Origin of the sequence: Corynebacterium tuberculostearicum (assembly GCF_022347235.1) — a bacterium.
GTDB lineage: Bacteria > Actinomycetota > Actinomycetes > Mycobacteriales > Mycobacteriaceae > Corynebacterium > Corynebacterium tuberculostearicum_F.
This window is the reverse complement of sequence record NZ_JAKRDX010000001.1, coordinates 74,910-97,770: the sequence shown is the minus strand read 5'-3', so window position 1 is coordinate 97,770 and position 22,861 is coordinate 74,910. Positions and strand designations below refer to the sequence as shown.

19 protein-coding genes are annotated in these 22,861 nt (G+C 58.8%); 10 read left to right on the top strand and 9 right to left on the bottom strand.

Annotated features, from left to right (window positions below; translation table 11 throughout):
• Positions 1-8: 8 nt before the first annotated feature.
• Together ilvD and MHK09_RS00440 are read right to left on the bottom strand one after the other, a co-directional pair.
• Entirely contained in the window at positions 9-1,862 is a 1,854-nt protein-coding gene (gene ilvD / locus MHK09_RS00445; RefSeq protein ID WP_250412303.1) for a dihydroxy-acid dehydratase, read from the bottom strand.
• 54 nt (positions 1,863-1,916) lie between these two features.
• Positions 1,917-2,459, bottom strand: a complete 543-nt coding sequence (locus MHK09_RS00440; RefSeq protein WP_250412302.1) for a PH domain-containing protein — start codon at positions 2,457-2,459, stop codon at positions 1,917-1,919.
• Positions 2,460-2,767: 308 nt separating this feature from the next.
• Here MHK09_RS00440 and MHK09_RS00435 point away from each other — a divergent pair, with 308 nt between their 5' ends.
• The 9 genes from MHK09_RS00435 to MHK09_RS00395 all read left to right on the top strand — a co-directional run bounded on the left by MHK09_RS00435 (position 2,768) and on the right by MHK09_RS00395 (position 13,403).
• Positions 2,768-4,618, top strand: a complete 1,851-nt coding sequence (locus MHK09_RS00435) for an acetolactate synthase large subunit (protein WP_250412301.1) — start codon at positions 2,768-2,770, stop codon at positions 4,616-4,618.
• 2 nt (positions 4,619-4,620) lie between these two features.
• Positions 4,621-5,139, top strand: coding sequence for an acetolactate synthase small subunit (gene ilvN / locus MHK09_RS00430; RefSeq protein WP_005327728.1), 519 nt, complete (start codon positions 4,621-4,623; stop codon positions 5,137-5,139).
• A gap of 99 nt (positions 5,140-5,238) precedes the next feature.
• Positions 5,239-6,252, top strand: coding sequence for a ketol-acid reductoisomerase (gene ilvC, locus MHK09_RS00425; RefSeq protein WP_250409195.1), 1,014 nt, complete (start codon positions 5,239-5,241; stop codon positions 6,250-6,252).
• Between the two features lie 121 nt (positions 6,253-6,373).
• Positions 6,374-8,164 (top strand): GmrSD restriction endonuclease domain-containing protein, encoded by a 1,791-nt coding sequence (locus tag MHK09_RS00420; RefSeq protein ID WP_250412300.1) that lies wholly within the window; start codon positions 6,374-6,376, stop codon positions 8,162-8,164.
• Positions 8,154-9,059 carry a hypothetical protein gene (locus MHK09_RS00415; protein WP_239454589.1) on the top strand — a complete coding sequence of 302 codons (906 nt, stop codon included), beginning with the start codon at positions 8,154-8,156 and terminating at the stop codon, positions 9,057-9,059. The genes MHK09_RS00420 and MHK09_RS00415 overlap by 11 nt, the downstream gene beginning before the upstream one ends.
• 63 nt (positions 9,060-9,122) lie before the next feature.
• Complete coding sequence (serA, locus tag MHK09_RS00410) at positions 9,123-10,709, top strand: phosphoglycerate dehydrogenase (RefSeq protein WP_179386416.1); 1,587 nt, start codon at positions 9,123-9,125, stop codon at positions 10,707-10,709.
• 117 nt (positions 10,710-10,826) lie between these two features.
• Entirely contained in the window at positions 10,827-11,846 is a 1,020-nt protein-coding gene (locus MHK09_RS00405; protein ID WP_250410882.1) for a 3-isopropylmalate dehydrogenase, read from the top strand.
• Positions 11,847-12,025: 179 nt separating this feature from the next.
• Positions 12,026-12,835 (top strand): fumarylacetoacetate hydrolase family protein, encoded by an 810-nt coding sequence (locus MHK09_RS00400; protein WP_250412299.1) that lies wholly within the window; start codon positions 12,026-12,028, stop codon positions 12,833-12,835.
• A gap of 46 nt (positions 12,836-12,881) precedes the next feature.
• Positions 12,882-13,403, top strand: a complete 522-nt coding sequence (locus MHK09_RS00395; protein ID WP_251068612.1) for a class I SAM-dependent methyltransferase — start codon at positions 12,882-12,884, stop codon at positions 13,401-13,403.
• On the opposite strand, the gene MHK09_RS00390 is transcribed toward MHK09_RS00395, so the two are convergent.
• Positions 13,400-14,503, bottom strand: coding sequence for an isochorismate synthase (locus tag MHK09_RS00390; protein ID WP_250412297.1), 1,104 nt, complete (start codon positions 14,501-14,503; stop codon positions 13,400-13,402). The genes MHK09_RS00395 and MHK09_RS00390 overlap by 4 nt on opposite strands.
• 100 nt (positions 14,504-14,603) lie before the next feature.
• Here MHK09_RS00390 and MHK09_RS00385 point away from each other — a divergent pair, with 100 nt between their 5' ends.
• Positions 14,604-15,731 carry a CE1 family esterase gene (locus MHK09_RS00385; RefSeq protein ID WP_250412296.1) on the top strand — a complete coding sequence of 376 codons (1,128 nt, stop codon included), beginning with the start codon at positions 14,604-14,606 and terminating at the stop codon, positions 15,729-15,731.
• A gap of 78 nt (positions 15,732-15,809) precedes the next feature.
• Here MHK09_RS00385 and MHK09_RS00380 read toward each other — a convergent pair whose 3' ends face one another.
• From MHK09_RS00380 to MHK09_RS00355, 6 genes are read right to left on the bottom strand one after another with little or no spacing between them, the layout of a single operon-like run.
• Complete coding sequence (locus MHK09_RS00380) at positions 15,810-17,258, bottom strand: choice-of-anchor M domain-containing protein (protein ID WP_250412295.1); 1,449 nt, start codon at positions 17,256-17,258, stop codon at positions 15,810-15,812.
• Positions 17,255-18,181 carry an anchored repeat-type ABC transporter permease subunit gene (locus tag MHK09_RS00375; protein ID WP_179386421.1) on the bottom strand — a complete coding sequence of 309 codons (927 nt, stop codon included), beginning with the start codon at positions 18,179-18,181 and terminating at the stop codon, positions 17,255-17,257. Before MHK09_RS00375 ends, MHK09_RS00380 begins: the two co-directional genes overlap by 4 nt.
• Positions 18,178-18,912: an anchored repeat-type ABC transporter ATP-binding subunit gene (locus tag MHK09_RS00370; protein ID WP_370633408.1), complete on the bottom strand. Its 735-nt coding sequence runs from the start codon at positions 18,910-18,912 to the stop codon at positions 18,178-18,180. The genes MHK09_RS00375 and MHK09_RS00370 overlap by 4 nt, the downstream gene beginning before the upstream one ends.
• Entirely contained in the window at positions 18,899-19,777 is an 879-nt protein-coding gene (locus MHK09_RS00365) for a choice-of-anchor M domain-containing protein (protein ID WP_005327743.1), read from the bottom strand. The genes MHK09_RS00370 and MHK09_RS00365 overlap by 14 nt, the downstream gene beginning before the upstream one ends.
• Complete coding sequence (locus tag MHK09_RS00360; RefSeq protein ID WP_250412294.1) at positions 19,770-21,281, bottom strand: anchored repeat ABC transporter, substrate-binding protein; 1,512 nt, start codon at positions 21,279-21,281, stop codon at positions 19,770-19,772. The genes MHK09_RS00365 and MHK09_RS00360 overlap by 8 nt, the downstream gene beginning before the upstream one ends.
• Positions 21,281-22,828, bottom strand: a complete 1,548-nt coding sequence (locus MHK09_RS00355) for a choice-of-anchor M domain-containing protein (RefSeq protein WP_250412293.1) — start codon at positions 22,826-22,828, stop codon at positions 21,281-21,283. The genes MHK09_RS00360 and MHK09_RS00355 overlap by 1 nt, the downstream gene beginning before the upstream one ends.
• Between the last annotated feature and the right edge of the window lie 33 nt (positions 22,829-22,861).

The window sequence follows — 22,861 nt, the reverse complement described above, 5'->3', positions numbered from 1 at the left end:
AATCCTGGCTAATTTACACGGCCATCGACCACACGCACCGCGCCGCGATCGGCAGAGGTGGCCATGGCTGCATACGCGCGCAGTGCCTTGGTGATGGGGCGGTTGCGGTTCACCGGAGTCCACGGTTGTTCGCGCTGTTCTTGGGCGGCTCGGCGGCGCTCCAGCACGTCCTCGTCCACATCGAGGGTGAGTTGGCGCTCGTGGATGTCGATGGTGATGGTGTCGCCGTTTTCGATGAGCCCGATAAGGCCCTGGTGGGCCGCCTCGGGGGAGATGTGGCCGATGGAAAGGCCGGAGGTGCCGCCGGAAAAGCGGCCGTCGGTAATCAAGGCGCATGCTTTGCCCAAACCGGCGCCCCTGAGGAAGGAGGTGGGGTGGAGCATTTCTTGCATGCCAGGACCGCCGGATGGGCCTTCATAGCGAATGACCACCACGTCGCCAGGCTGAACTTCCTTGTTCAGGATTATCGATACGGCCTCCTCCTGGGATTCGACCACACGGGCAGGCCCGGAGAAGGTCCACAGCTCTTCTTCTACGCCCGCTGCCTTGACGATGGCCCCGTCTGGAGCCAGGTTTCCGCGGAGGACAACTAGGCCGCCGTCGGAAGAAAAGGCGTGATCGGCGTCGTGGATGCAGCCATTGGCGGCATCGGTATCGAGCTCATCCCAGCGGTTGGATTGGGAGAATGGTTCGGTAGTGCGCACACCGCCCGGCGCGGCGTAGTACAGTTCGCGGGCCTCATCGGTGGCGTGGGGGTTGCGGATATCCCAGTCATCGAGCCAGTGCTCGGCGTTGTCATAGAGCGCCGTATGCACCTTCAGGTTCAGGTGCCCGGCGCGGCGAAGCTCTCCCAAGATGGCGGGGATGCCACCGGCGCGGTGGACATCCTCAATGTGGTAGGTGCCATTGGGTGCGACCTTGGACAGGCAAGGCACGCGGTAGGAGATGTCATTGATGTCATCGAGGGTGAAATCCACCTCGCCCTCTTGTGCGGCTGCGAGCGTGTGCAGGATGGTGTTGGTGGATCCGCCCATGGCCATGTCTAGCGCCATGGCGTTGGTGAAGGCTTCCTTGGTGGCGATATTGCGGGGGAGAACGGATTCGTCCTCTTCGCCGTAATAGCGGCGGCACATGTCGACGATGGTGGAGCCGGCCTTTTCAAACAGGCTGCGGCGGGCCGTGTGGGTAGCCAGGGTGGTGCCGTTGCCGGGCAGTGCCAAGCCGAGTGCCTCGGTCAGGCAGTTCATGGAATTGGCGGTAAACATGCCAGAACAGGAGCCACAGGTGGGGCAGGCGGATTCCTCCACCTGGGTCAAGCCTTCATCAGATACGGCGTCATTGGCGGAGGCGGTGATGGCGGTGATGAGGTCGGTGGGGGCGTGGGCAACGCCATCAACCACGACGGCTTTGCCGGCCTCCATCGGTCCACCCGAGACGAAGATGGTGGGAATGTTCAGGCGCAGCGCCGCATTGAGCATGCCCGGGGTGATTTTATCGCAGTTGGAGATGCACACCAGGGCGTCGGCAGTGTGGGCATTGGCCATGTACTCGATGGAATCGGAGATGATTTCGCGCGAAGGCAGCGAGTAGAGCATGCCGCTATGGCCCATGGCGATGCCATCATCGACGGCGATGGTATTGAATTCCTTGGGTACGCCTCCGGCCTCGCGCACGGCGTCGGCGACGATATCGCCAACGTTTTTGAGGTGTACGTGGCCGGGGACGAATTGGGTGTAGGAGTTGGCGATGGCGACAATCGGTTTGCCAAAGTCATTTTCCTTGGTGCCGGTGGCCCGCCAAAGGGCGCGGGCACCAGAGGCTTGGCGGCCGACGGTAGTTACTTTTGAGCGCAGCGGGAACATGGTTTTCAGTCACCATTCCTTCAAGGGATGTGGGGGAGAGCGTAGGCGGCGTATTTAGTTTTCGGCCGAAGGCTTGAGCTCGGGGTGGCGCTCAAGGTAGTCCTCATACTCTTCCTTGCTGAGGAGGACTTGTTGGCCGTCACGGTGGACAATGACCACCTTGTTATCTGCCGCTTCACGGCCCTGGGTAAGGGCGTCAGGGATGCGGCCGCGGGAGGCCTCCGAAAGTCGCGGGAGCGAGTTAAAGGTAACGCCGGGCAGGCTGTGCTCCGCGCCGGCCTTGGTGCGGGCGAAGGCGCGGGCGCGTTGGAAGCCGATTCCGGCAAAATCGTCCCATGCGATCTGGATATTTTTCCGGAATGCGTAAGAGATAGCGATTCCAGATTCGGAGACTTTGGTGCGGGATTTTATGACCCACCACAATCCGAGGATGGGGATAATGAACAGCCATGCGAGGTATTTGGGGGCCCATCCGATGCTCAGCAGAGCAATGGCGGACAGGATGAGGATGCCCAAGATGTGGTCACGGGATGGCTTGAAGACCTCTGCCTGGGTGGTGGACTGACGAGGTTTGTTGTCCTTAGGTGGTGGAGTCATAGTGTGCAAGCCTAATTCACTAAGGCCGGCAAGGGCGAACCTATTTTTCAGGCGTGTCCCACCAGGTGGGAATGTGATCCCAAAAGGGGGTAATCGGCACGAGCGAAATACCTATCAATGTATAGTCATGCCCATGATCATTATTCGACTTCAGGTAGTACCAACGCGGTGGTGACCGCGACGCCGCATGACGTCGACGCTTCTCGCCCCCGCAGACAGAAAAGCCCGCGGGGGCTTTGTTCATATCTGGGGCCGGTGCCGATGATGATCAGGACCTGTAATAGACCAATCCAAGGAGCATATTAACCGTGGCTACGACAACTTCGCCCACGCCCGCTTCGGTGGCTGCGGCCTCACGCGCCCACGCTCCGGAGCGGATGAGTGGTGCCCACGCCATTGTCCGCACTCTCGAAGACTTGGGAACCGATCTCGTCTTCGGCATTCCAGGCGGTGCCGTGCTTCCTCTCTACGATGCCCTGCACACCTCGACCAAGCTGCGCCATGTGCTCACCCGCCATGAACAGGGTGCCGGCCATGCAGCCGAAGGCTACGCCCAAGCTTCCGGCAAGGTAGGCGTATGCATTGCCACCTCCGGGCCGGGTGCGACCAACTTGGTGACAGCGCTTGCCGACGCCAACCTGGACTCCGTTCCCATCGTCGCCATCACCGGCCAGGTGGGCAGCAACCTCTTGGGAACCGATGCCTTCCAAGAGGCCGATATCCGCGGCGTGACGATGCCGATTACCAAGCACAATTACATCGTGACGGAACCGAGTCAGATTCCAGCTGCCATTGCGGCCGCATTCCATCTGGCTGCTACGGGCCGTCCGGGGCCGGTCTTGGTGGATATTCCGAAGGACGTGCAAAACGGTGAATTGGAATATTCCTTCCCGGCTACGTTTGATCTGCCTGGATATAAACCGACGACCAAGCCGCACCATCGCCAAATCACGCAAGCGGTTGAGCTCATTGCACAGGCAGAAAAGCCGGTCATCTATGCCGGTGGCGGTGTCATTAAGGCGGAGGCGGCCGAGGAGCTGCGCGAGTTTGCGGAATTTTCCGGAATCCCTGTCGTGACTACGCTCATGGCCTTAGGTTCCTTTCCAGAATCTCATCCGCTGCACATGGGCATGCCGGGCATGCATGGCACCGTCCCAGCAGTTGCGGCCATGCAGCGAGCTGACCTGCTGATTACTATCGGCGCGCGATTTGACGATCGGGTAACCGGCGATACCTCCACTTTTGCCCCTGAGGCCGAGGTAATTCATGCTGATATTGACCCGGCTGAAATCGGGAAAATCCGCGACGTTGCCGTGCCGATCGTGGGTGATGCCCGCAACGTGTTGGCAGGTCTCTTAAAGGAGTACCGCAAGAACTCCGCGGTGAAATCTCCGGAAGTAGGCCCATGGCGGGATTACCTCGATGGGCTCAAGGAACGGTTCCCCCGTGGCTATGATCCCACACCGGATGGGCAGCTCAATCCCCAATTTGTGTTGGAAAAGCTGAGTGAAACCGTAGGTCCTGAGGCTATCTACTGTGCCGGTGTGGGACAGCACCAGATGTGGTCGGCACAGTTCATTGACTTTGAACACCCACGCTCCTGGATCAACTCCGGTGGTGCCGGAACTATGGGCTATGCCGTCCCGGCGGCCCTCGGCGCCAAGGCGGCATGCCCGGATAAGGAGGTGTGGGCGATTGACGGTGACGGTTGCTTCCAAATGACCAACCAGGAGCTCACCACCGCGGCATTGGAGGGCTTTCCGTTTAAGGTTGCCGTCATTAATAACGGCAACCTCGGCATGGTCCGTCAGTGGCAGACACTGTTCTTTAATGAGAACTACTCCAATACCAAGCTGCGAGAACGAGATGTCTATACCCCGGACTTCGTACGCCTAGCAGAGGCGTTGGGATGCGAGGCCATCCGCGTCACCTGTGAGGAAGAAGTGGTGCCGGCCATTGAACGGGCCCGCGCAATCAATGACCGCCCGGTGGTCATTGACTTCATCGTTGGTGAAGATGCCCAAGTCTGGCCAATGATTGGCGGTGGGGCTTCTAACGAAGAACTTCAATATGCCCGCGGCTTACGCCCGCTGTTTGATGAAAATGAATCGGCGGCAGAAGCTCCTGCCGATATCGACGAGACTATCCAGGAGGGATAGGCATGGCACCCAGTGACGTTTCCCGGCATACCTTGTCGGTCTTGGTAGAAGACGTAGAGGGAATTTTGTCGCGCGTGACCGGCATGTTTTCCCGGCGTGGATACAGCATCATTTCGCTGGTTTCGGCCCAAACGGAAAATCCAGGAATTAACCGGCTGACCATCGTGGTCGATGCTTCCGAAAGGATTATGGAACAGGTGACCAAGCAGCTCAACAAGATTGTGCCGGTCATCAAGGTGGTGGAGCTCGAAGCGGACTCGACCGTGGCGCGAGCCCTGATGCTGGTCAAGGTGGCTGCGAATAATGCCAACCGGCCGCAGGTGGTCGATGCCGTTAATATCTTCCGTGCCCGCGTGGTAGACGTGGCACAAGAATCAGTGGTGGTGGAGGCTACCGGTACCCCTGGAAAGCTGGCGGCGCTTCTCGACGTCCTGGAGCCATTCGGTGTGCTCGAGCTGGTGCAGTCTGGTGACGTGGCCTTGGGGCGTGGTCCCAAGGCGATGGCGCCCCCGCGAAATTAAATCCCACTATATGGTCACTCCGTCTCGCACAGTGGTATAGTGCTAGGTGGGACGTTAATTCATTGAACTTACAATTACTACAGAATTGAGGACTACAACATGGCTATTGAAACCTTCTACGACGATGATGCGGATCTGTCTATCATTCAGGGTCGCAAGGTAGCCGTTATCGGCTACGGCTCCCAGGGGCACGCGCACTCGCAGAACCTGCGCGATTCCGGCGTCGAGGTTGTTATTGGTCTGCGTGAAGGCTCCAAGTCGGCGGCAAAGGCCGAGGAAGCCGGCTTTGAGGTCAAGACCGTAGCAGAAGCTGCCAAGTGGGCAGACGTAATCATGCTGCTGGCACCAGATACCTCTCAGAAGCAGATCTTTGAAGATGAAATTGCCCCCAACTTGGAAGACGGCAATGCGCTGCTGTTTGGGCACGGCTTGAATATCCACTTTAAGCTGATTGAACCGCAAGCCAATGTCACCGTTGGCATGGTTGCGCCTAAGGGGCCTGGTCATCTGGTTCGCCGCCAGTTCGTTGATGGCAAGGGTGTTCCGTGCCTTATTGCTACCGAACAGGATCCTAAGGGCGAAGGCCACGATCTGACCCTGTCTTATGCAGCAGCCATCGGTGGTGCGCGTGCCGGCGTTATCCCGACGACCTTCGAAGCAGAGACGGTTACTGACCTCTTTGGTGAGCAGGCTGTTCTGTGCGGTGGCGTAGAGTTCCTGATTCGCACCGGCTTCGAGGTTCTGACTGAGGCTGGATACGAGCCAGAAATGGCCTACTTTGAGGTGCTGCACGAGATGAAGCTCATCGTGGACCTGATGTTTGAGGGCGGCATCGCCAACATGAACTACTCGGTATCTGATACTGCCGAGTTTGGCGGCTACATTTCTGGCCCTCGCGTTATTGATGCCGATGCCAAGCAGCGCATGAAGGATATCTTGTCCGATATTCAGGATGGCACCTTCACCAAGCGCCTGCTGGCCAATATTGAGGGCGGCAACAAGGAGCTGGAGAGTCTGCGTGAGGAATTTGCGCAGCACGAAATTGAAAAGACCGGCACCAAGCTGCGCGATTTGATGAGCTGGGTCAAGAACCCGCTGGATGCTACTGCCTAGAAATAAAAGGCGGCGTCTATAGTGCAAACCAGCGCACACCCACGGTGAACAGGCATGTTTACCGTGGGTTTGCCTTATTTGTGTCAGGTAAAACTCCGGTGCGGGGAGTAGGATGAGGGCCATGGGCTTTACGACGCCAAGCTATGATCTCAAAGACCTTTTTGCACGAATTGATCGCGGGGATATCCAGTTACCTGACTTCCAGCGCAGCTATGCCTGGGATGAAGATCGTATTCGATCTCTTATTGTTTCCGTGCTGCGCGGTTATCCCATCGGCGCGCTCATGGCTCTTGACACCCGAAACGAAAAGATGCGCTTTCGTCCCCGTGCCCTTGCGGGCGCACCTGACACTGGCGTCGACCCCGGCTTGCTCCTTTTAGACGGGCAGCAGCGCCTGACCACCCTGTATCACTGCTTCAACGGCGAGGGCTTTGTAGATACCACTGACTTCCGCAAGAAGAAGATTCACCGCCGCTTCTTTATCGATATTCGCGCAGCCGTACGCGGCAATCTTTTGCCGGATGATGCCATCTTCGCGGTCAATCAAGACGGCAAGATTTGCTCGCACTTCGCACCGGCAATCGAGAGCGAAATCCTAACGCGCGAAGATGCGCTAGAGAATATGTGCATTCCCGTGGCTTCTCTGCTCAGTGAAGACGGCGTCGGTATGCTTTTTGAACTTGCGGCGACCAAGCAGGAATACAGCGCGGAACTGGCGGCCTTTAATAATCGCATCATTCGGCCATTGTCCGGTTATGACCTGCCAATGATTCGACTTTCCCGCGAGACGGAGCGAGCCGGCATCGGCTCGATTTTTGCCCAAGCGAACTCGGCCGGCTTGCAGATGGACGTATTCGATCTGCTCACTGCCGTCTTTGCCTCTGAGGACCCCAGCTTCCACTTGGCCGCTGATTGGCAAGAATTGGAAAAGGATCTGCGTAAGTCCCCAGCCTTGGATGGAATTGGGCGCACCGAGTTCCTCTCTGCAGTATCGCTTCTGGTCTCCGGTGAAAAGGGCTGTGCAGGTGGCCAGCGCGAGGATATTTTGAAGTTGTCATTGGCGGAGTACAAGTCGGCAGCCAACGATCTGCGCATTACCTTCCGTGAGGTATCAGAGTTCTTGGCGGAGCGGTGCATCCTCAGCATGGATCAGGTTCCGTTTAATGAGCAGATTGTTCCCCTGGCAGTCATTATCGCCCGCTTGGCCAAGCGCGGGGGAGCGCTTTCTACCGAGCAGTCCTGGAACCGTATCAACCAATGGTTCTGGTGTGGCGTCTTTGGCGAGCTCTACGGCTCTTCTGCAGTGCAGCTGCGTGCAGCTCGCGACGTAGATGAGGTCACCGAATGGGTAGCCGGTGCAACGGACGAGACGCCGAAGACCGTCGCTGATGCCAACTTCCGTGAATCCCGGCTGCTTTCCGTAGATGGCAAAGATGGCGTATGGCACGGACTCTATGCCCTCCTTATGGCGCGCGGCGCGAAGGACTGGCGCACTGGAAAGGCCTTCACTCGGCATACCTTTGAAGAGCTCAAGCCAGGCTTTTTCCCTGTGTTCCCGCTAAATTGGTGCAAGCGTCACGGAGTTGATCCCGTCTTGGCTGAGTCGGTGATGAACTACACCCCGATGGGCAAACGAACCGAGGTAGTGCTCGACGGTTTCGCTCCCAACCGCTACCTACCTCGCGTTCAGTCCAAGTCCATCATGGAAGATGCGCAATTTGATGAGGTGCTAGCATCCCACGAAATGAACCTGGAATATCTGCGCGCATCGCAGCCGCGTGAATTCCTTGCGGACCGCCGTCACCGATTCTTGGGCATTGTGGAATATGCTTTAGGTAAACCCGTTATCCGCGATGTGGATGAAGCAAACCTTTTTGGTGGAGAGGAAGGTCCGCAAGCTTTTGATCGCTAAATCTGTGCGCTTGGCCGCTACAGTGCTTGTTGCTTCTCTTGCACTAGCAGCCTGTGGCACTCCGGTCACAGAATCCAAGCTGGTCAGGCGTGGTCTGTCCGATCTGGATGAGTCCGAAATCGATCTCAGCAAGGCCAAGGCGGAAAACCAAAACCGTCTTATTGATCCGAAATTTGATGGCAAGTTGGTCATTGTTAATGACCCCATTGGAATTGAAGCCAGCCGACTATTTTTTGAAGATTCGGATTCGCTTGTCCTTTTTGCCCCGGACGATAAGTCTATTCTTCGTGCAGCAACCTTGGCGGTAAACCAGCATTTGCCAGCGGTGCAGTATGACGATGCTAGGCGTTTGGAGATCCATAAGTTGCTCACGGACTTGGGAGTAAGTCGCTTGGTGGTAGTAGGTGACGTGCCGTGGACGAAAACCTCTGGTGAATTCAGCGTGATCAAGGATCCAGGAACGCATAAGGCACTAGGGGAGTTCACGGCATTCCAATATGGTTCCAAGGTGGTAGCCTCGCCGGAGCAGATGGTAAAGGATATTGCACGGCTGGATAAGACTCCCCATATGGAGCTGCGTCCTGCCTGGGTGCCGTATGAAGGCGAACTTGATGCCGGAGAGGAAAAGAACCAACCCATCCCAGCACAGTCCCGCAGGGACGGCCAGATGGCGCCAAATATCGTTGCCACTAAGGATAGTCCCATCGCGAACGTTATTACTGCGGCAGCCTACGGTGGAAGAGTTTTGGTCGTGCCGACTGCCGATCCGCTAGCGGATAAGCACAGTATGGCTGCTGTAGCGGGCCTTGAGGACGGCGCCTTAGTAGCTTTGGGGCCGGAATTCGGTCGAGTGAAAGAATTTAAGGCAAAAATCAAGCAGGGCACTCCTGACTGAACTACACTTCCTTGACACGCGGGCGACTCGCGTGCACCGCATTTCACTTAAGCGAAGGAAGATATGTCGAAGCCGGTAGTCCTTATTGCCGATAAATTAGCCCAGTCCACGGTTACGGCCTTGGGGGATTTTGTTGAGGTCCGTTGGGTGGATGGGCCGAATCGTGCCGAGCTCCTCGCCGCGGTTCCGGAGGCAGAGGCTTTGCTGGTGCGCTCTGCCACAACCGTTGATGCAGAGGTATTGGAGGCGGCCACAAAGCTCAAGATTGTGGGCCGTGCCGGGGTGGGACTGGATAATGTCGATATTCCGGCGGCCACCGACAAGGGTGTCATGGTGGTCAATGCGCCAACATCGAATATTCACTCTGCGTGTGAACAGGCAATTGCACTGCTCTTAGCGACGGCGCGCCAGATACCAGCGGCCGACCAGTCCCTGCGCGAAGGGGAGTGGAAGCGCTCTTCTTTCAAGGGCGTAGAGGTCTACGGAAAGACCATCGGCATTGTTGGCTTTGGACACATCGGCCAGCTCTTTGCCCAGCGTCTGAAGTCCTTTGAGACAACTATTATCGCGCACGATCCGTACGCCAACCCGGCTCGCGCGGCAGCGTTGGGCGTGGAATTAGTTGAGCTAGAAGAGCTGATGTCGCGTTCGGATTTCGTGACCATTCACCTGCCAAAGACTCCGGAGACAACCGGAATGTTTGATAAGGAACTTTTGGCCAAGGCGAAGCCAGGACAGTTTCTCATTAACGCAGCGCGAGGCGGTTTGGTAGATGAAGCGGCTCTGGCTGAGTCTATCGAGTCGGGACATCATCGAGGTGCGGGCTTTGACGTTTATGCCACGGAACCGTGCACTGATTCTCCGCTCTTTAAGTTGCCGCAGGTTACCGTTTCCCCGCACCTAGGAGCCTCCACTGTAGAAGCGCAGGATCGTGCGGGAACGGATGTCGCGGAGTCTGTGCTAAAGGCACTCGCGGGAGAGTTCGTCCCGGATGCGGTCAACGTCTCCGGCGGGCCAGTGAGAGAAGAGGTTGCTGGTTGGTTGGACCTCGCCCGCAAGCTAGGACTCACTGCTGGCCGCCTTTTGGGACAAGCCCCCGTTGCCGTCGAGGTGGAGGCCTGTGGCGAGTTGTCTACCGAAGACGTGGAAGTGCTAGGACTTTCTGCCGTCCGGGGACTGTTTAGCGCTGTGACTTCGGAACCGGTGACCTTTGTCAATGCAATGCAGATCGCTAATAGTCGCGGGGTAGAGGTGGAGGTGTCTACCAATGCGGAGTCCAAGGGGCACCGCTCTTCCCTGCAGGTGAAGGTTATTGGTGCCGATGGCGAGACGTCCTCGCTCACCGGCGCGCTTATCGGCATCGATGGAACCGAAAAGTTCATTCGCATCAACGGCCGTGGCGTAGATATGCGTGCTACCGGCCGCAATCTCTTTTTCCGTTACGCGGACGCCCCAGGTGCACTAGGAACGGTGGGCACCAAGTTGGGTGCTGCGGGAATCAATATCGTCGCGGCCGCACTTACGCACGGTAAACAGGAATCTGATGCTGTGCTAATTCTGCGCGTGGAAGCCGAGGTGCCAGAGGAGCTCATCGCCGAAATTAATGCGGCCTTGGGCGCTGAATGCGAACAGCTGAACATGGATGCATAAGGCTGCGGACTGCAACAGAATCTCACCCCGCGTGGTGCTAGGTAACTTCCTGCGCCGCGCGGGTTTCTTTTGCTAAGGTAACTTGATATCCACTCTGTGAGAAAGGAATCCTACATAATGAAACTTGCGGTGATTGGCGGCGACGGAATTGGACCAGAAGTGACGGCCGAGGCGCTCAAGGTTCTTCGCGCCGTTCGTTCCGATATTGAAACCACTGAGTATGACCTGGGCGTGCGACGTTATCTGCGTAACGGAGAACTTCTCACGGATGCAGACTTGAAGAGCCTGCGCGAACACGATGCGATCCTGTTGGGGGCGATCGGCGCCCCAGGTGAGGTGCCGCCGGGCGTGCTGGAGCGGGGGCTGTTGCTTAAGATGCGGTTTGCGCTGGATCATCACGTGAACCTGCGTCCCTCTAAGCTCTATCCCACCGCTTCCTCGCCGCTCGCTGAACCGGGCGATATCGATTTCGTTGTGGTGCGCGAAGGTACCGAGGGTTTGTACTGCGGAAGCGGCGGCACTTTGCGGGAAGGTACTGAGCATGAGGTAGCCAGTGAGGTATCGCAAAATACCCGCTTCGGCGTGGAGCGTGTAGTGCGCGATGCGTTTGCGCGAGCAGCGCAGCGCCATAAGCATCTGACCTTGGTGCACAAGAAAAATGTCTTGGTCAATGCTGGTGGTTTGTGGCAACGCACTGTTAATGAAGTCGCCGCCGAGTTTCCAGAGGTTGAAGTGGATTATCAGCATATTGATGCTGCAACCATTTATATGGTGACCGATCCGGCGCGCTATGACGTCATCGTGACCGATAACCTTTTCGGAGATATTCTCACCGATTTGGCGGGCGCGGTAACCGGCGGTATCGGCCTTGCTGCCTCCGGAAACATCGATGCCTCTGGCGCGAATCCTTCCATGTTCGAGCCGGTGCACGGTTCTGCGCCAGATATTGCGGGAAAGGGGATTGCAGATCCAACGGCGGCAATCTTGTCCGCCGCCATGCTGCTTCGCCACGTGGGTGATGAGTCCAACGCCCAGCGGATTGAGGATGCGGTGGCACAAGACGTTGCGCGCCGCGGTGCTGAACCAATAGACACCGTCGAAGTCGGTGACCGAATCGCCCAGCTTCTCGTCGCATAGAGACTGGCTTCTTGCGCTGGGCGCTTGCCGACGTCCTGAAACCTCCAGTGTTTCCTGGCGTAGTCCGCACTGGGGTTAGCAACGGTGATTAAAGGACAATGGGAATTTACTCAAATTAACTAATTAACACCGTACCCTTTGCACACATGTGAAGGAAGCGATTGAGTAGGATTGCCGCTATGCGTTTAGGACGAATTGCACACCCAGAAGGAATCTGTTTCGCCATTATCGATGGGCCAAAAGACGCCCCACTGGAAGAGCTAGTAGCCAAGGAAATCGCCGGCACGCCCTTCACCCCGCCGGAGCCAACCGGCCGTGAGTGGAAGCTTAACGAGGTTCGCCTCTTGGCACCGACCCTTCCCACCAAGGTGGTAGCGCTTGGACGCAACTATGCGGACCACGTTGCCGAGGTTTTCAAAAAGTCTGCTGATAGCCTTCCTCCCACCATCTTCATCAAGCCATCTACCGCGGTCATTGGCCCGGATGCTGCAATCAAGATTCCGGACTACGCCACCAACGTCGAGTTTGAGGGCGAGCTTGCCGTGGTCATTTCTAAGCCGTCGAAAAACATCAAGGCCGAGAACTGGAAAGACCACGTGCTGGGATACACCATCTGTAACGACGTTTCCTCCCGTGACCTGCAGTTTACGGATGGCCAATGGGCTCGTGCCAAGGGCATTGACACCTTCTGCCCGCTCGGCCCGTGGATCGAAACCGATCTGGATAGCTTGAATCTAGACGATCAGAAGATTAATGCGTATCTGACGCACGAGGGCTCTCGCGAGCAAAAGCAGGATTCCAATACGGACCAGATGATCGTGAAGATGGGCGGCATTTTGGAGGAGATCTCCGCTGCCTACACCTTGCTGCCCGGCGATGTCATCACCACCGGCTCCCCGGCTGGCACCGCTCCTATGGTCCCAGGTGACACCATCGAAATCGAGATCCCGGGCCTCGGCACCCTGCGCAATACCATCCACCGTGCATAACCCAAGCCACCAAGAACACCGCGGCTACGTACCCACCTCCGAGGAAATGGAGGAACGCTATCAGGGTTCTGAGCAGGTGTGGTCGGGCAATCCCAATGCGACCCTTGTCGATTACGCCGCGGGGCTTAATCCCGGAACCGCCCTCGACATTGGGTGCGGGGAAGGCGCGGATGCGCTCTGGTTAAAGAACCACGGTTGGGATGTGTTGGGAATTGATTTCGCCCCGACTGCCGTCGCACGCACCAAAGCCCGCGGTGTCACGGCGCAGGTTGCCACGTTTAGTGACTTTAGCCATGAGCCCTTTGACTTGGTCAGCGTCCACTATGGCGGGGTACGCGCCACGCCAGAAGAGGCGGAAAAGCTAGAGCGATTGGTGGCTCCAGGCGGAACACTGCTCTTTGTCCATCACGATATGGAGTCGGCTGAGATAGCGATGCCGGAATGGCTCGCGGAGAATCTGCAAGAGCTAGAGGCCGTCGAGCTGACCCGCCGCGAGCGCCACGTGACAGAAGGCGCCGGTGCGCACCACCGCAGCGACGTCGTGCTCGTCGCCAAGCGTGTGGGCTAGAGGCTGAGCGCCTTCAAAATGGTGCGTAGCTTGGCCGTGGTTTCTTCCAGTTCGGCCTGGGCGTCGGAATCGCCCACAATGCCACCGCCGGCCCAAGCACGCGCCGATAGCCCATCGCCGGCCACTTCTGCGCAGCGGATGGCTACCATGTACTCGCCGTCGCCGGAGCTATCGCACCAGCCGACCGCTCCGGCATAGAATCCACGGTCCGTTTCTGCAGTCTCAATGAGGGCTTGGGCGGCCTCTGCGGGCGTGCCACAGATGGCCGGTGTGGGGTGCGCTGCCAAGGCAAGCTCGAGCGCAGTCAAGTTTTTATTCTTGAGAGTTCCGGAAATTGGCGTGCCAAGGTGCCACATCTCATTGGTGCTAATAAGTTGCGGGGTATCCGGAATATCTAGCCTTTCGCACAGTGGGCTAAGCACCCGGCGCAGGTGTTCCACTACGAAGGAATGCTCGTGGAGATCCTTGGCAGAATGCAAGAGATCTTGACCTGCAATGTGGTCCTCGGCTGCCGACGCGCGCCGCGGAGACGAGCCTGCCAAGGGGAAAGCAGAAACAGTCGAGCCCTGACGCTTGACCAAAACCTCTGGAGAAGAACCAACCAGCATCGCGCCCGGCCGCCCAGCAGGGGAGAGATCGGCAATGAAACCATCGCGGTTGGCGGAAAGGTCGATAAGGCGCGCCGCCACGAGGCGCGGATCAATAGCCTCAGGGAATTCGATATCTACGGCGCGGGCCAAAACCACCTTGTCCAGTTTGGAGGTCTCAATGGTACCGATGGCTGCCTCTACGCGGCGCAGGTGCTCTTCGGGTTCCGGATCGAATCCGACCACTCGCGAGTTTAGGTTCTTATTGCGGTAGTAGGCGTGCGGCTCCAAAGGGCCTTCTTCGCGGATGATGGCCTCCGGCACCGTTAGCGCGGCGGGTGTGTCAGAGTCGAACGGAATCGCACCGACGACCATGTCAACATCTTTGCTGCGCAGGGCAGAAATCGCTGCGTCGGTGTCATTAAAAGTGTGGCGCGCACCTTGGGTACGGACAGACCCCGTTGCTCGCGAAAGCAAAAAATCGGGGGCGGTGCTTGGTCTGTCTTCGTGCATGGGGATCTAGCTTAGTGCCTTGGGCTTTTCTTACAGAATTGAGTATGCACTGGGCGTGTAAACAGTGAATCAAGTGAATGATGTGGTTAATTTTAACCTTGTGGCTAATGTTACTAAGTTTCTTTATCGTTCCCTATACCTGATCCTCGCTGCGGGGCTGGCTAGCGCTGCGCTTGTGTGTGCTGCTCCTGTCTATGCACAGGAAGGTCCAGCGCCCGTACCTGCTCCCGCGCCGGCACCGGCCCCGGCTCCAGCACCTGCTCCCGAAAATGCAAAGCCAGTTACCCCGCAGCCTGATGGGTCCCACCTAGTTCCAGAAGGTGTTAAGGAATCCACCCCGGCACCAGTAGAAGGTGGCAGCAGCGATGACAATGCAGCGCCTGGTCCTGAGGGATCGTCTCTTCCCGAGCCAGCGCCGCGGCCGCCAATGGTAGATACCAGCATCAATCCGAACCCGCCGTTTGCGCCGGGTTCCATGCAGTCCCTAGAGATGGAGCACGAGGGTAAGACTCGCAGGTACTTGTTGCGTATTCCAAACCACTATTCGCCGGAAAAGGCGGCGCCCGTTCTCTTCGGCTTTGGTGGGTGGGGAGATTCCCCGGAGAACTACTCCGGCTATGCACGCATGCAGACCACTGAGGCCAATAACGAGGCCATCATCGTCTATCCAGAGGGATTCGAGCGCGCCTGGGAGGCGGCGCCTTATGCTAAGACGCGCGATGGGGAGGATATCCGCTTTATCAAGCGCATTCTTGATTCGGTAGACAAGGACTACCACGTTGATCGAAACCGCGTATACGCCATGGGTATGTCTAACGGAGGCGGCTTTACCTCGGTGCTTGGCTGCCACGCACAGGACACCTTTGCCGCTGTAGCTATGGTTTCGGGTGCCTTCTACAACCCAGTTGAGGTCAACTGTGCTGATGCGCCGATGAATACCCTCATCATGCATGGCGTTAACGACAAGATGATGACCTATGAGGGCGGTGACCGGCACGAGGCTGGATACCTCCCTGTGCGTACGGTGCTCGGCGGCTACCTTAAGCGCAATCGCTGTGATATGACCTTTCAGTCCACTCCGGAAGCTGGCGGTTCAGAACGCTTGAGCTTTAACGGCTGCCAAAAGGATGTGCAACTGGTTAAGGTTCCGCAAGACCACACCTGGTTCTGGCAGCCAGATACGCCGAACGTGGTCTGGGACTTCCTGTCGTCTAAGACTCGGGTATAGAAGCATTAGCTCTTAGCCACCGCTAAAGCCCAGAGGAGAGATCCTCTGGGCATTTTGTTTTCTTAAGCCGGGCCTGCGCTAATCGACGCCCGGTATGTTCGCCGTGGCATCGTTGGTCTGGTGCTGGTGTGGTGTCTTCTTTTTGCGGAAGAACTGGACATAGACCAACAGCCCGATGCCGAGCGCTAAGGCGAATGCGCCCAGTCCGGCCAGGATCCCCGCCCAGAAGCTGCTTTTTGCGAGGGTAGAGGTATAGGCAGCGGCATCGGTCAGCACATTCTTGCTGTCCTTGTTCTCTGTGTCTGTTGCATCTGGAACATGCTGTGCACTGCGGGCGTCGGCGGACTTTGCTTTCGCACGGGACGAGGATTTTGTGCCCTTCGTACTGGCGGACTTCTTCGCAGTCGAGTGGGAAGAACCGCTGGTGGAAGCGGAGCGGTGCGAGCCAGATGACGTGCTCTTGCCTGATTTTGCGGTGGAGGCAGATTCGTTGACACGGCTAGCCGAGTGGTGGGTCGTAGTTTGTGAACCAGAACTGGACTTTTGCGCAGGGGCAGTGGATCGGGTTGATGTCGGAGCGTGGGACTTTTGTGGCGCTCCAGACTTTTCAGTATTCGCCGGCTTTTTGTGCGTTGAGTGCTTGTCCTTTTCGGTATCGTCAGGTGCTCCGCCGTCAAGGAATTTTTGGCCTTCCTGCAGGGTCTTCTCCAGTTCCTTGTCCAACCCGGCGATGGATTTGTCTACATCTTTGATGTCCTTTTCCAGTTGCTTGGGGCGGCTATCCGCGCCGTTGCCAGAACCAGTGGCCGCATCCGCTTCGGAATAGTCCACGTCGCACAGGTCCTTCGCCTCAGCCTGCTTTCCTACGAGGAAGCCGGCATGGAGGTGGTGGCGGGAGCCGTCGGGAAGCTCAAAGGTAAAGCTCACCGCGTAGGTTCCGGGCTTGGTAAACGCAAATGCCGGGTGGGAATGCGAATTGCCTGGGTAATCCCAGGCGGATCCATCTTCAGTGTCCATGAGCACCGTGGGTTCGCCTAGCTCCGCCTGGTAGGCCACAATGCGCCCATCTTCCGGGCCCTGTGCGATCGCCATGCTTAAGGTTGCGGTGTCATCAGCAGCGAGTAGGTCTTGGGATAGCTCCTGGGTGTTAAAGCCCAGCCAGGGAGCGGTGGGGTCTTGGGTTTGAGGCAGCACCCAGCCTTCTTCAGGAAGGGAACTATCGCCGAGCTCAGATAGTGGCTGTTTCAACCCATCGGATACCTCGATAACAAAGGTCTCAGAGTCATGCTTGATTCCCTTGTCATCGTCTTTGACCGTGAAGCTGAGGTCGCCGGAATCGCCGCTAAGCGCCATGTCTTGGTGGCCCTTGGTAATGAGATCGAAGTCGCTGGCGGAGCAGGCCGCGGCGGACTCTTCTGCGTGGGCGGAGGCGGGGGCTAAGGCAGCTACGCCCGTCCCTGAAAGTGAGCCGAGGCCGATGAGACTGGCAGCGCCTAGGGCCACCGTGGTGCGGCAGACTGGTTTCATGAGGTAACGGATTCCTTTCGTGGGGTGTCGGGACGTGGGGCGTCGGGACGTGGGGCGTCGGAAAGCGAGGCACCGGCGTGCTTGCGGGCGCCGAGGAGTGGATGGATGGCCCAAACGCTTAAGAAAATAACGGTGAGCGTGAGCACGATCGTGGCGCCGGCCGGAAGATCAATGGCCCATGCCAGGTAGATGCCGAAGAAGCTCGATAGCGCGCCGATGAGGGCGGAAAGCCACATCATGGTCGCAAGATGCGTGGTAAGCAGGCGTGCCGTCGCGGCCGGGGTGATGAGAAGCGCGAGGACCAAGATATTGCCAATGGTGCTCACAGAAATGACCACGGCGGCGGTGACACACAGGTACAACATGATGTCGAGCACAACAACGGGAAGCCCCATGGCGCGGGCGGTTTCCCGGTCCAGGCAGGTGGCGTTGAGCTGGGGGCCAAAAGCTACGACGACGGCGATAACCAGTGCGCACACACTGGCCGCGACGATGATATCGCTGCGGGATACGCCGGTGAGCGAGCCGAAGAGAAAGCTGGTCAGCGAAGCACTATAGCCATCGGTGCGCGAGATGATCACCATGCCTAAGGCAAAGGCAGCGGCGAAGAAGATGCCGATGATGGAATCTGCCCGTACGTGGCGGCGCTGCGAAAAGGCGGCGATGAGCAACGCCACAACCGCACCGGCCACCGCGCCACCAACGAGCACGGAGGCTTGCAAAGCGAAGGCTATGGCCAAGCCGGGAAAGACCGCGTGGGAGACGGCGTCGCCGATAAAGGCCATGCCGCGCAGCACCACGTAGCAGCCGACGACGCCGCAGACGATGGCCGCAAGCACAGAAATACCTACCGCGCGGGCGAGAAAATCGAGGTGGGGGTTAGCCAGGTCGCGGAGGAAATCGAGGAAGGAAATTTCTATCATGCGGAGACTCCAATGGCAGAAAGCAGGGGAGAACCGGCGCGTACGCCAAAGGTTTGCGTCCACGGAGCGGTCTGGTGAAGAAGGCGCGGAGCGGAGTCATCGGCCACCACGGTGCCGTTAAAGAGGACCAAGCGGTGGCAGGAGTGCGCCGCTTCAGACAGGTTGTGGGTGGACATGAGGATGGCCTTGCCGCGCTGGGAGAGCTCTTCGAATAGCTCGAGTAGTGATTCGGTATTGGGGGCGTCGAGGCCGGTGAAAGGCTCGTCGAGCAGCAGCACGTCTGGTTGCGTGGCGAGCGCTCGGGCGATGAGGACGCGTTGGCGCTGACCACCGGAGAGCTCCTCGATGGGGCGGGTGGAAAAATTCTCCATGTTTACCAAGCGAAGAGCCTCTGTCGCCGCGGCGTGGTCCGCGGCACGCGGCCGCTTGAGCCAGCCGATGATGCCGGTGCGCCCGCTGAGCACGGTGCGGTAGACATTGATGGGAAAGCCCCATTCCACCTCGTGCCGCTGGGGCACGTAGCCTACGATTCCCCCGATCTCTCGGGTACCGGAGGACGGGATGAGCCCTAAAATGGCGCGCATAAGCGTGGTCTTGCCCGCGCCATTGGGGCCTAAGAGCCCAATGAATTCTCCCGGGTGGACCTCTAGGTTCGCACCGGTGATTACGCGCCGGTGGGATAGCGATACGTCCAGGTCGGCAACGGAAATGAGCGGTTTAGCCACGGCTATCGCCCCGCTTGGAAGAGCGCAGTACTAGGCCAAGGGCCAGCAGGAGTACGACGGCACCCACGCCGGCGAGGATAAAGACCCAAGTGGGGATGGAAGAGCCTGTGGTCTGGGCATCGTCTGGATTCCAAGTAGTATCTTGGGCCGCTTGGACATCGGCATCATCGCCCACGGCAAAGGTGAGCACGCCATCGGTGCTGAAATCGGCGCCATCTTTGGTCTTGCCTTTGACCCTGATACCTACCTGATGGGTGCCTGGCTCTGTAAACGTCCAGTTGGCATGGGTGTGGGTATTGAGGTCTACCCAGAAGTCTTCGTCGCTTTTTTGCGCGGTAGACCACAACAGCTGTGGTGCTTCAAAACCGCCGTTTTGCAGGAAAAGGGAGAAATCGCCGGGCCCGGAGTGGCCGAGGAATTCCATGGTGACTCCGCGATCGGCGGCATCGACAAGCGAGGGCGCTTGGGTATTCCAACCCAGCCAGGGAACCCCGACCTGCTCGGTTTGGGGAACTACCCAGACCTTTTCGCCGGAATCGGCGCCTACAAAGCCAAAGTCATCGGTCTCCGGTAGGGTTTGCTGTGCCTTATCGCCCACGGCAAAGACAAGATCATCTAGGTGGCGCCAGACGGGCTTGTCGCCGGCATCATCGCGGGCCATGAGTTCGGAATCGGTGCCGTTGAGCAAAGCGCCAACGTCAACGTGGCCGGTGTCGATGACCTTGTCCTCGCCCTGTGGGGCGACCTGTTCCTCGGCGCCGACGACTTGTGCGAGGTCGCCGGCCCAGGCAGGGCTCGTAGAAAAAGCAAGGCCGGCAGTAAGGGCGCAGGCGGCGGTGCGAATAGCGGTACGGGTAGCGAATTTAAGCATTGTTTTCTCCATTAGTGGAATTGGGGTTCAGGCAACGCTGGAGTGAATCAGCGTTGAACTTCATGAGGTCGATATAGGAGCCGACGGTGTCGTCCAGCGTGTCGCCATAAATGGGGCACAGCGCCACGCCTTGTTCCGCGGCGGCCTGGGTAAGGGTGTCGGCGCTGGCCTGTTGTACGGGCTCGACAAAAACAGCAGGCAGATGCAGGTTCTCCAGCGTGCGGCGCAACGCTATGACCTCCCGCGGGGAAGGCTCGATGGCCGGGTTGGGCGTGACGAATCCTGCCACCGAAATGTCATAGCCCTGCTCGAGGTAGGCGTAGCCATGGTGCGTGGTCACTAGATGCCGGTTTTCAGCAGGGATAGAGGCAATGGCGCGGCTTACATAGTCATCCGTGTCCCGCAGGCGCTTGGTATAGGCCGCTGCCCGCTGCCGGTAGGCGGCACCGTGGGAGGGATCTGCTTGCGCCATCTCCTCCGCAATGACATCCACGTAGGCGATAGCGTTGTCCACGTTGTGCCATAAATGCGGATCCACCTCGCCGTGGATGTGCTTGCCCAGCACGGCCTGCGGCAAGAGGTAGGTATCCGAGCCCGGCGCGCCGAGGAAGCGGTAGGCAGGATCCGGCGGGATGGGCTGCAGCACTGACGAGGGGATAGATACCGCGGTGGTGGCGGGGTCAAAGCGCTTGTCTTGGTCGCGCAGGTCAATGCGGTGCTGCGCCAGGTTTGCCTCAATATCCAGGTGCCCGGAATCAATGGCCTGCATTCCTTTAGGTGGGTTGACGCCCACGGCCACGGTGAGGTGCTGGACTTCGGTGCCGTCGGCCTGAAACCCAAGGCGGTAGATCCCAGGTTGGGAAAAGCCCCAAGAGACGTGGGTGTGGGCGTTGGCAGGAAGGGTTACTGCGTCTTCCTTGCCATCGACGCCATCGGCCGAGTTAAAGAGGACCTCCGGGGTACCGAAGGCGGAGACCACATAGGCCGCCACGTCGCCCGGCCCGTCGGCTGAGACCATGCGAAAGTCTACCCCGGAGGAGTGTTGCGCGGCGCCGCTGATGCGCAGTCCTAGCCAAATGGCATCCAAGGATACATCTTCTACCAGCGGCACCAGGGTGGCACCGCGGGTGGAGGCAGCGTCGGCGACCTCCACCACGGGAGCGTCGGTGGACTCGTGCAGCGTATCGATAAGAGCTTGCGGTTCCAGCAGGTAGCCGTTGCTAAGCGCCAGGTTGGCATTGGCAATATCGCGCACCGTGCGCAGCGTTGGCTCGAAGGTATGCGGATCCTTGCCGCTGGGGATGAGGCTTTTGACCTGGGCATCTTCTCCTGCCACGTTGCGCGCTAGGTCTGCCAGGATTGGGGTGGTGGCCACCACGCTGAATCCTTCTCCGGTCCCAGCATCATGTGCGGCTGAGGACGCACAACTAGCGGTGAGCAGGCAACTGGCCAAAAGTGCTGCTACGGTAAGGTGCCGGCGATTGTGGGAACATGAACGCCCCATTAGTCCGCTGCCTTAGCTACGGCCAGCCGCGCAATGCCCAGGCCGAGGAAGAGCATGCCAAGGCCCAACACCCCGATGCCGAGGGGCACGATGGGGGTCCCAGTATTGGCTAAAGAACCGCCCGTGCCTTGTGCCTGCGCCGACTGACCGTTGCTGGATCCGGTGGGTGAGGTAGAGCCGCTAGCGCTTGCCGACGCCCCACCTGCCGCCGCGCCATTCCCACAGTCGCCGCCGTCTGGATTCACGGCAGCTCCCAGGTCGAAGTGCCCGTTATCAAACGCCTTGGCCGGTTCATCGCCGCCGACGACGAAATGGAGAGTTGCCTCACCGGCAACCTGTTTTCCCTCACCGGTTTGAGCCACTTGGCGGATGGTGACGTCATAGGTTCCCTGGGCGCCAAAGACCCAGTTGGGGTGCACGTGAGTATTCGGGGCGATGGAATGGGTGCCTTCCGCCGCATCAGCGTTGCCGCGGAACCACTCCTCGCCAACGACCTTGCCCAGCCCGCCCTGGGAGTAGACCATCATCGGGCCGGGGCCCTTGAAGCCCACCAGGTCCCAGGTGACATCGCCGGGGATATTTTCGCGCATCGATGGGCTTTGGGTATTCGCCCCTAACCACGGAACACCGTCGACCTGGGTAGAACCAATCATCCAGGCCTTTCCTGCTGGCACTGGTCCTACTTCTTGGGGGAGATCCACGCTGGATTTATCGGAGAGGTAGAAGGTGGCACCATCGGCATCGCGCCACTCGGAGGGCGAGACCGTATCGTCCTTGATTTGCGGGGTCATGCCCGGGGTGCATTCTTCGCCTGTTGCTGCGCCGGACGTGCCTGAGCCTGCCGCGTCGCTCTTGCCTGCAGGTCGCTTTGTATTTGTATCTCCCTGGTCAGTGGTGCCATCGCCGGAGTCAGCCGCGCGATCTGCGGTGGAGGCATCGCCGCCGTCGCCTACCTCCCAGGTGTAGGTCACCGCATTGCTGGACTCGCCATTGGAATGGGCGCGCACCGTCATGGTGTAGGTGCCGGCCTCGCTAAAAGCCCAGTTGACATGCCGGTGAGCGGGATTGGGCTGGTTGATGACCTCACCGCTGGTGAGCTCCATGGAACCGGAATCGGTCACGGCATCGATGCCACCAAAACTGCTGGTTTCAAAGACATACACGGAGCCCGGGCCGGAGACCTCGGCAAATTCCAGGTCAACGCTTTCGAAGCCGCCATCGCGGGCGGGTTGGGTATCCCAGCCCGGCCAGATGATGCGCTGGTCTTGGGCCTGTGGCAGGAAATAGGTGGGTTGGCCGATTTCTGGCACGCCCTCGGTGGCATCGGACCAGGCATCCTCGACGACCTTGAGCACTACGTCATCGCCAGAGCGCGGAACGGCAGACCCCGTGATGTCTTCCTTCATCGAAAGGTGCAGCGTGCCATCAGGGGCCGTGACGTAGAAGGCGTCGACGTGCCCAGAATCAAAGACCTCATCGAAGGCTAACGCTGCGCCGGGAGAGAAGAAGGCTAAAGCTGCGGCAAAGACAGCAGCAAGTACCGACATGAACCGACGCCGCTGTGGGGCGCGCCGGGAGGC

Coding starts and splice junctions, on each gene's coding strand:
- ilvD (WP_250412303.1), bottom strand. CDS start 1,862: ATGTTCCCGCTGCGCTCAAAAGTAACTACCGTCGGCCGCCAAGCCTCT.
- MHK09_RS00440 (WP_250412302.1), bottom strand. CDS start 2,459: ATGACTCCACCACCTAAGGACAACAAACCTCGTCAGTCCACCACCCAG.
- ilvN (WP_005327728.1), top strand. CDS start 4,621: ATGGCACCCAGTGACGTTTCCCGGCATACCTTGTCGGTCTTGGTAGAA.
- ilvC (WP_250409195.1), top strand. CDS start 5,239: ATGGCTATTGAAACCTTCTACGACGATGATGCGGATCTGTCTATCATT.
- MHK09_RS00420 (WP_250412300.1), top strand. CDS start 6,374: ATGGGCTTTACGACGCCAAGCTATGATCTCAAAGACCTTTTTGCACGA.
- serA (WP_179386416.1), top strand. CDS start 9,123: ATGTCGAAGCCGGTAGTCCTTATTGCCGATAAATTAGCCCAGTCCACG.
- MHK09_RS00405 (WP_250410882.1), top strand. CDS start 10,827: ATGAAACTTGCGGTGATTGGCGGCGACGGAATTGGACCAGAAGTGACG.
- MHK09_RS00400 (WP_250412299.1), top strand. CDS start 12,026: ATGCGTTTAGGACGAATTGCACACCCAGAAGGAATCTGTTTCGCCATT.
- MHK09_RS00395 (WP_251068612.1), top strand. CDS start 12,882: ATGGAGGAACGCTATCAGGGTTCTGAGCAGGTGTGGTCGGGCAATCCC.
- MHK09_RS00390 (WP_250412297.1), bottom strand. CDS start 14,503: ATGCACGAAGACAGACCAAGCACCGCCCCCGATTTTTTGCTTTCGCGA.
- MHK09_RS00380 (WP_250412295.1), bottom strand. CDS start 17,258: ATGAAACCAGTCTGCCGCACCACGGTGGCCCTAGGCGCTGCCAGTCTC.
- MHK09_RS00375 (WP_179386421.1), bottom strand. CDS start 18,181: ATGATAGAAATTTCCTTCCTCGATTTCCTCCGCGACCTGGCTAACCCC.
- MHK09_RS00365 (WP_005327743.1), bottom strand. CDS start 19,777: ATGCTTAAATTCGCTACCCGTACCGCTATTCGCACCGCCGCCTGCGCC.
- MHK09_RS00360 (WP_250412294.1), bottom strand. CDS start 21,281: ATGGGGCGTTCATGTTCCCACAATCGCCGGCACCTTACCGTAGCAGCA.
- MHK09_RS00355 (WP_250412293.1), bottom strand. CDS start 22,828: ATGTCGGTACTTGCTGCTGTCTTTGCCGCAGCTTTAGCCTTCTTCTCT.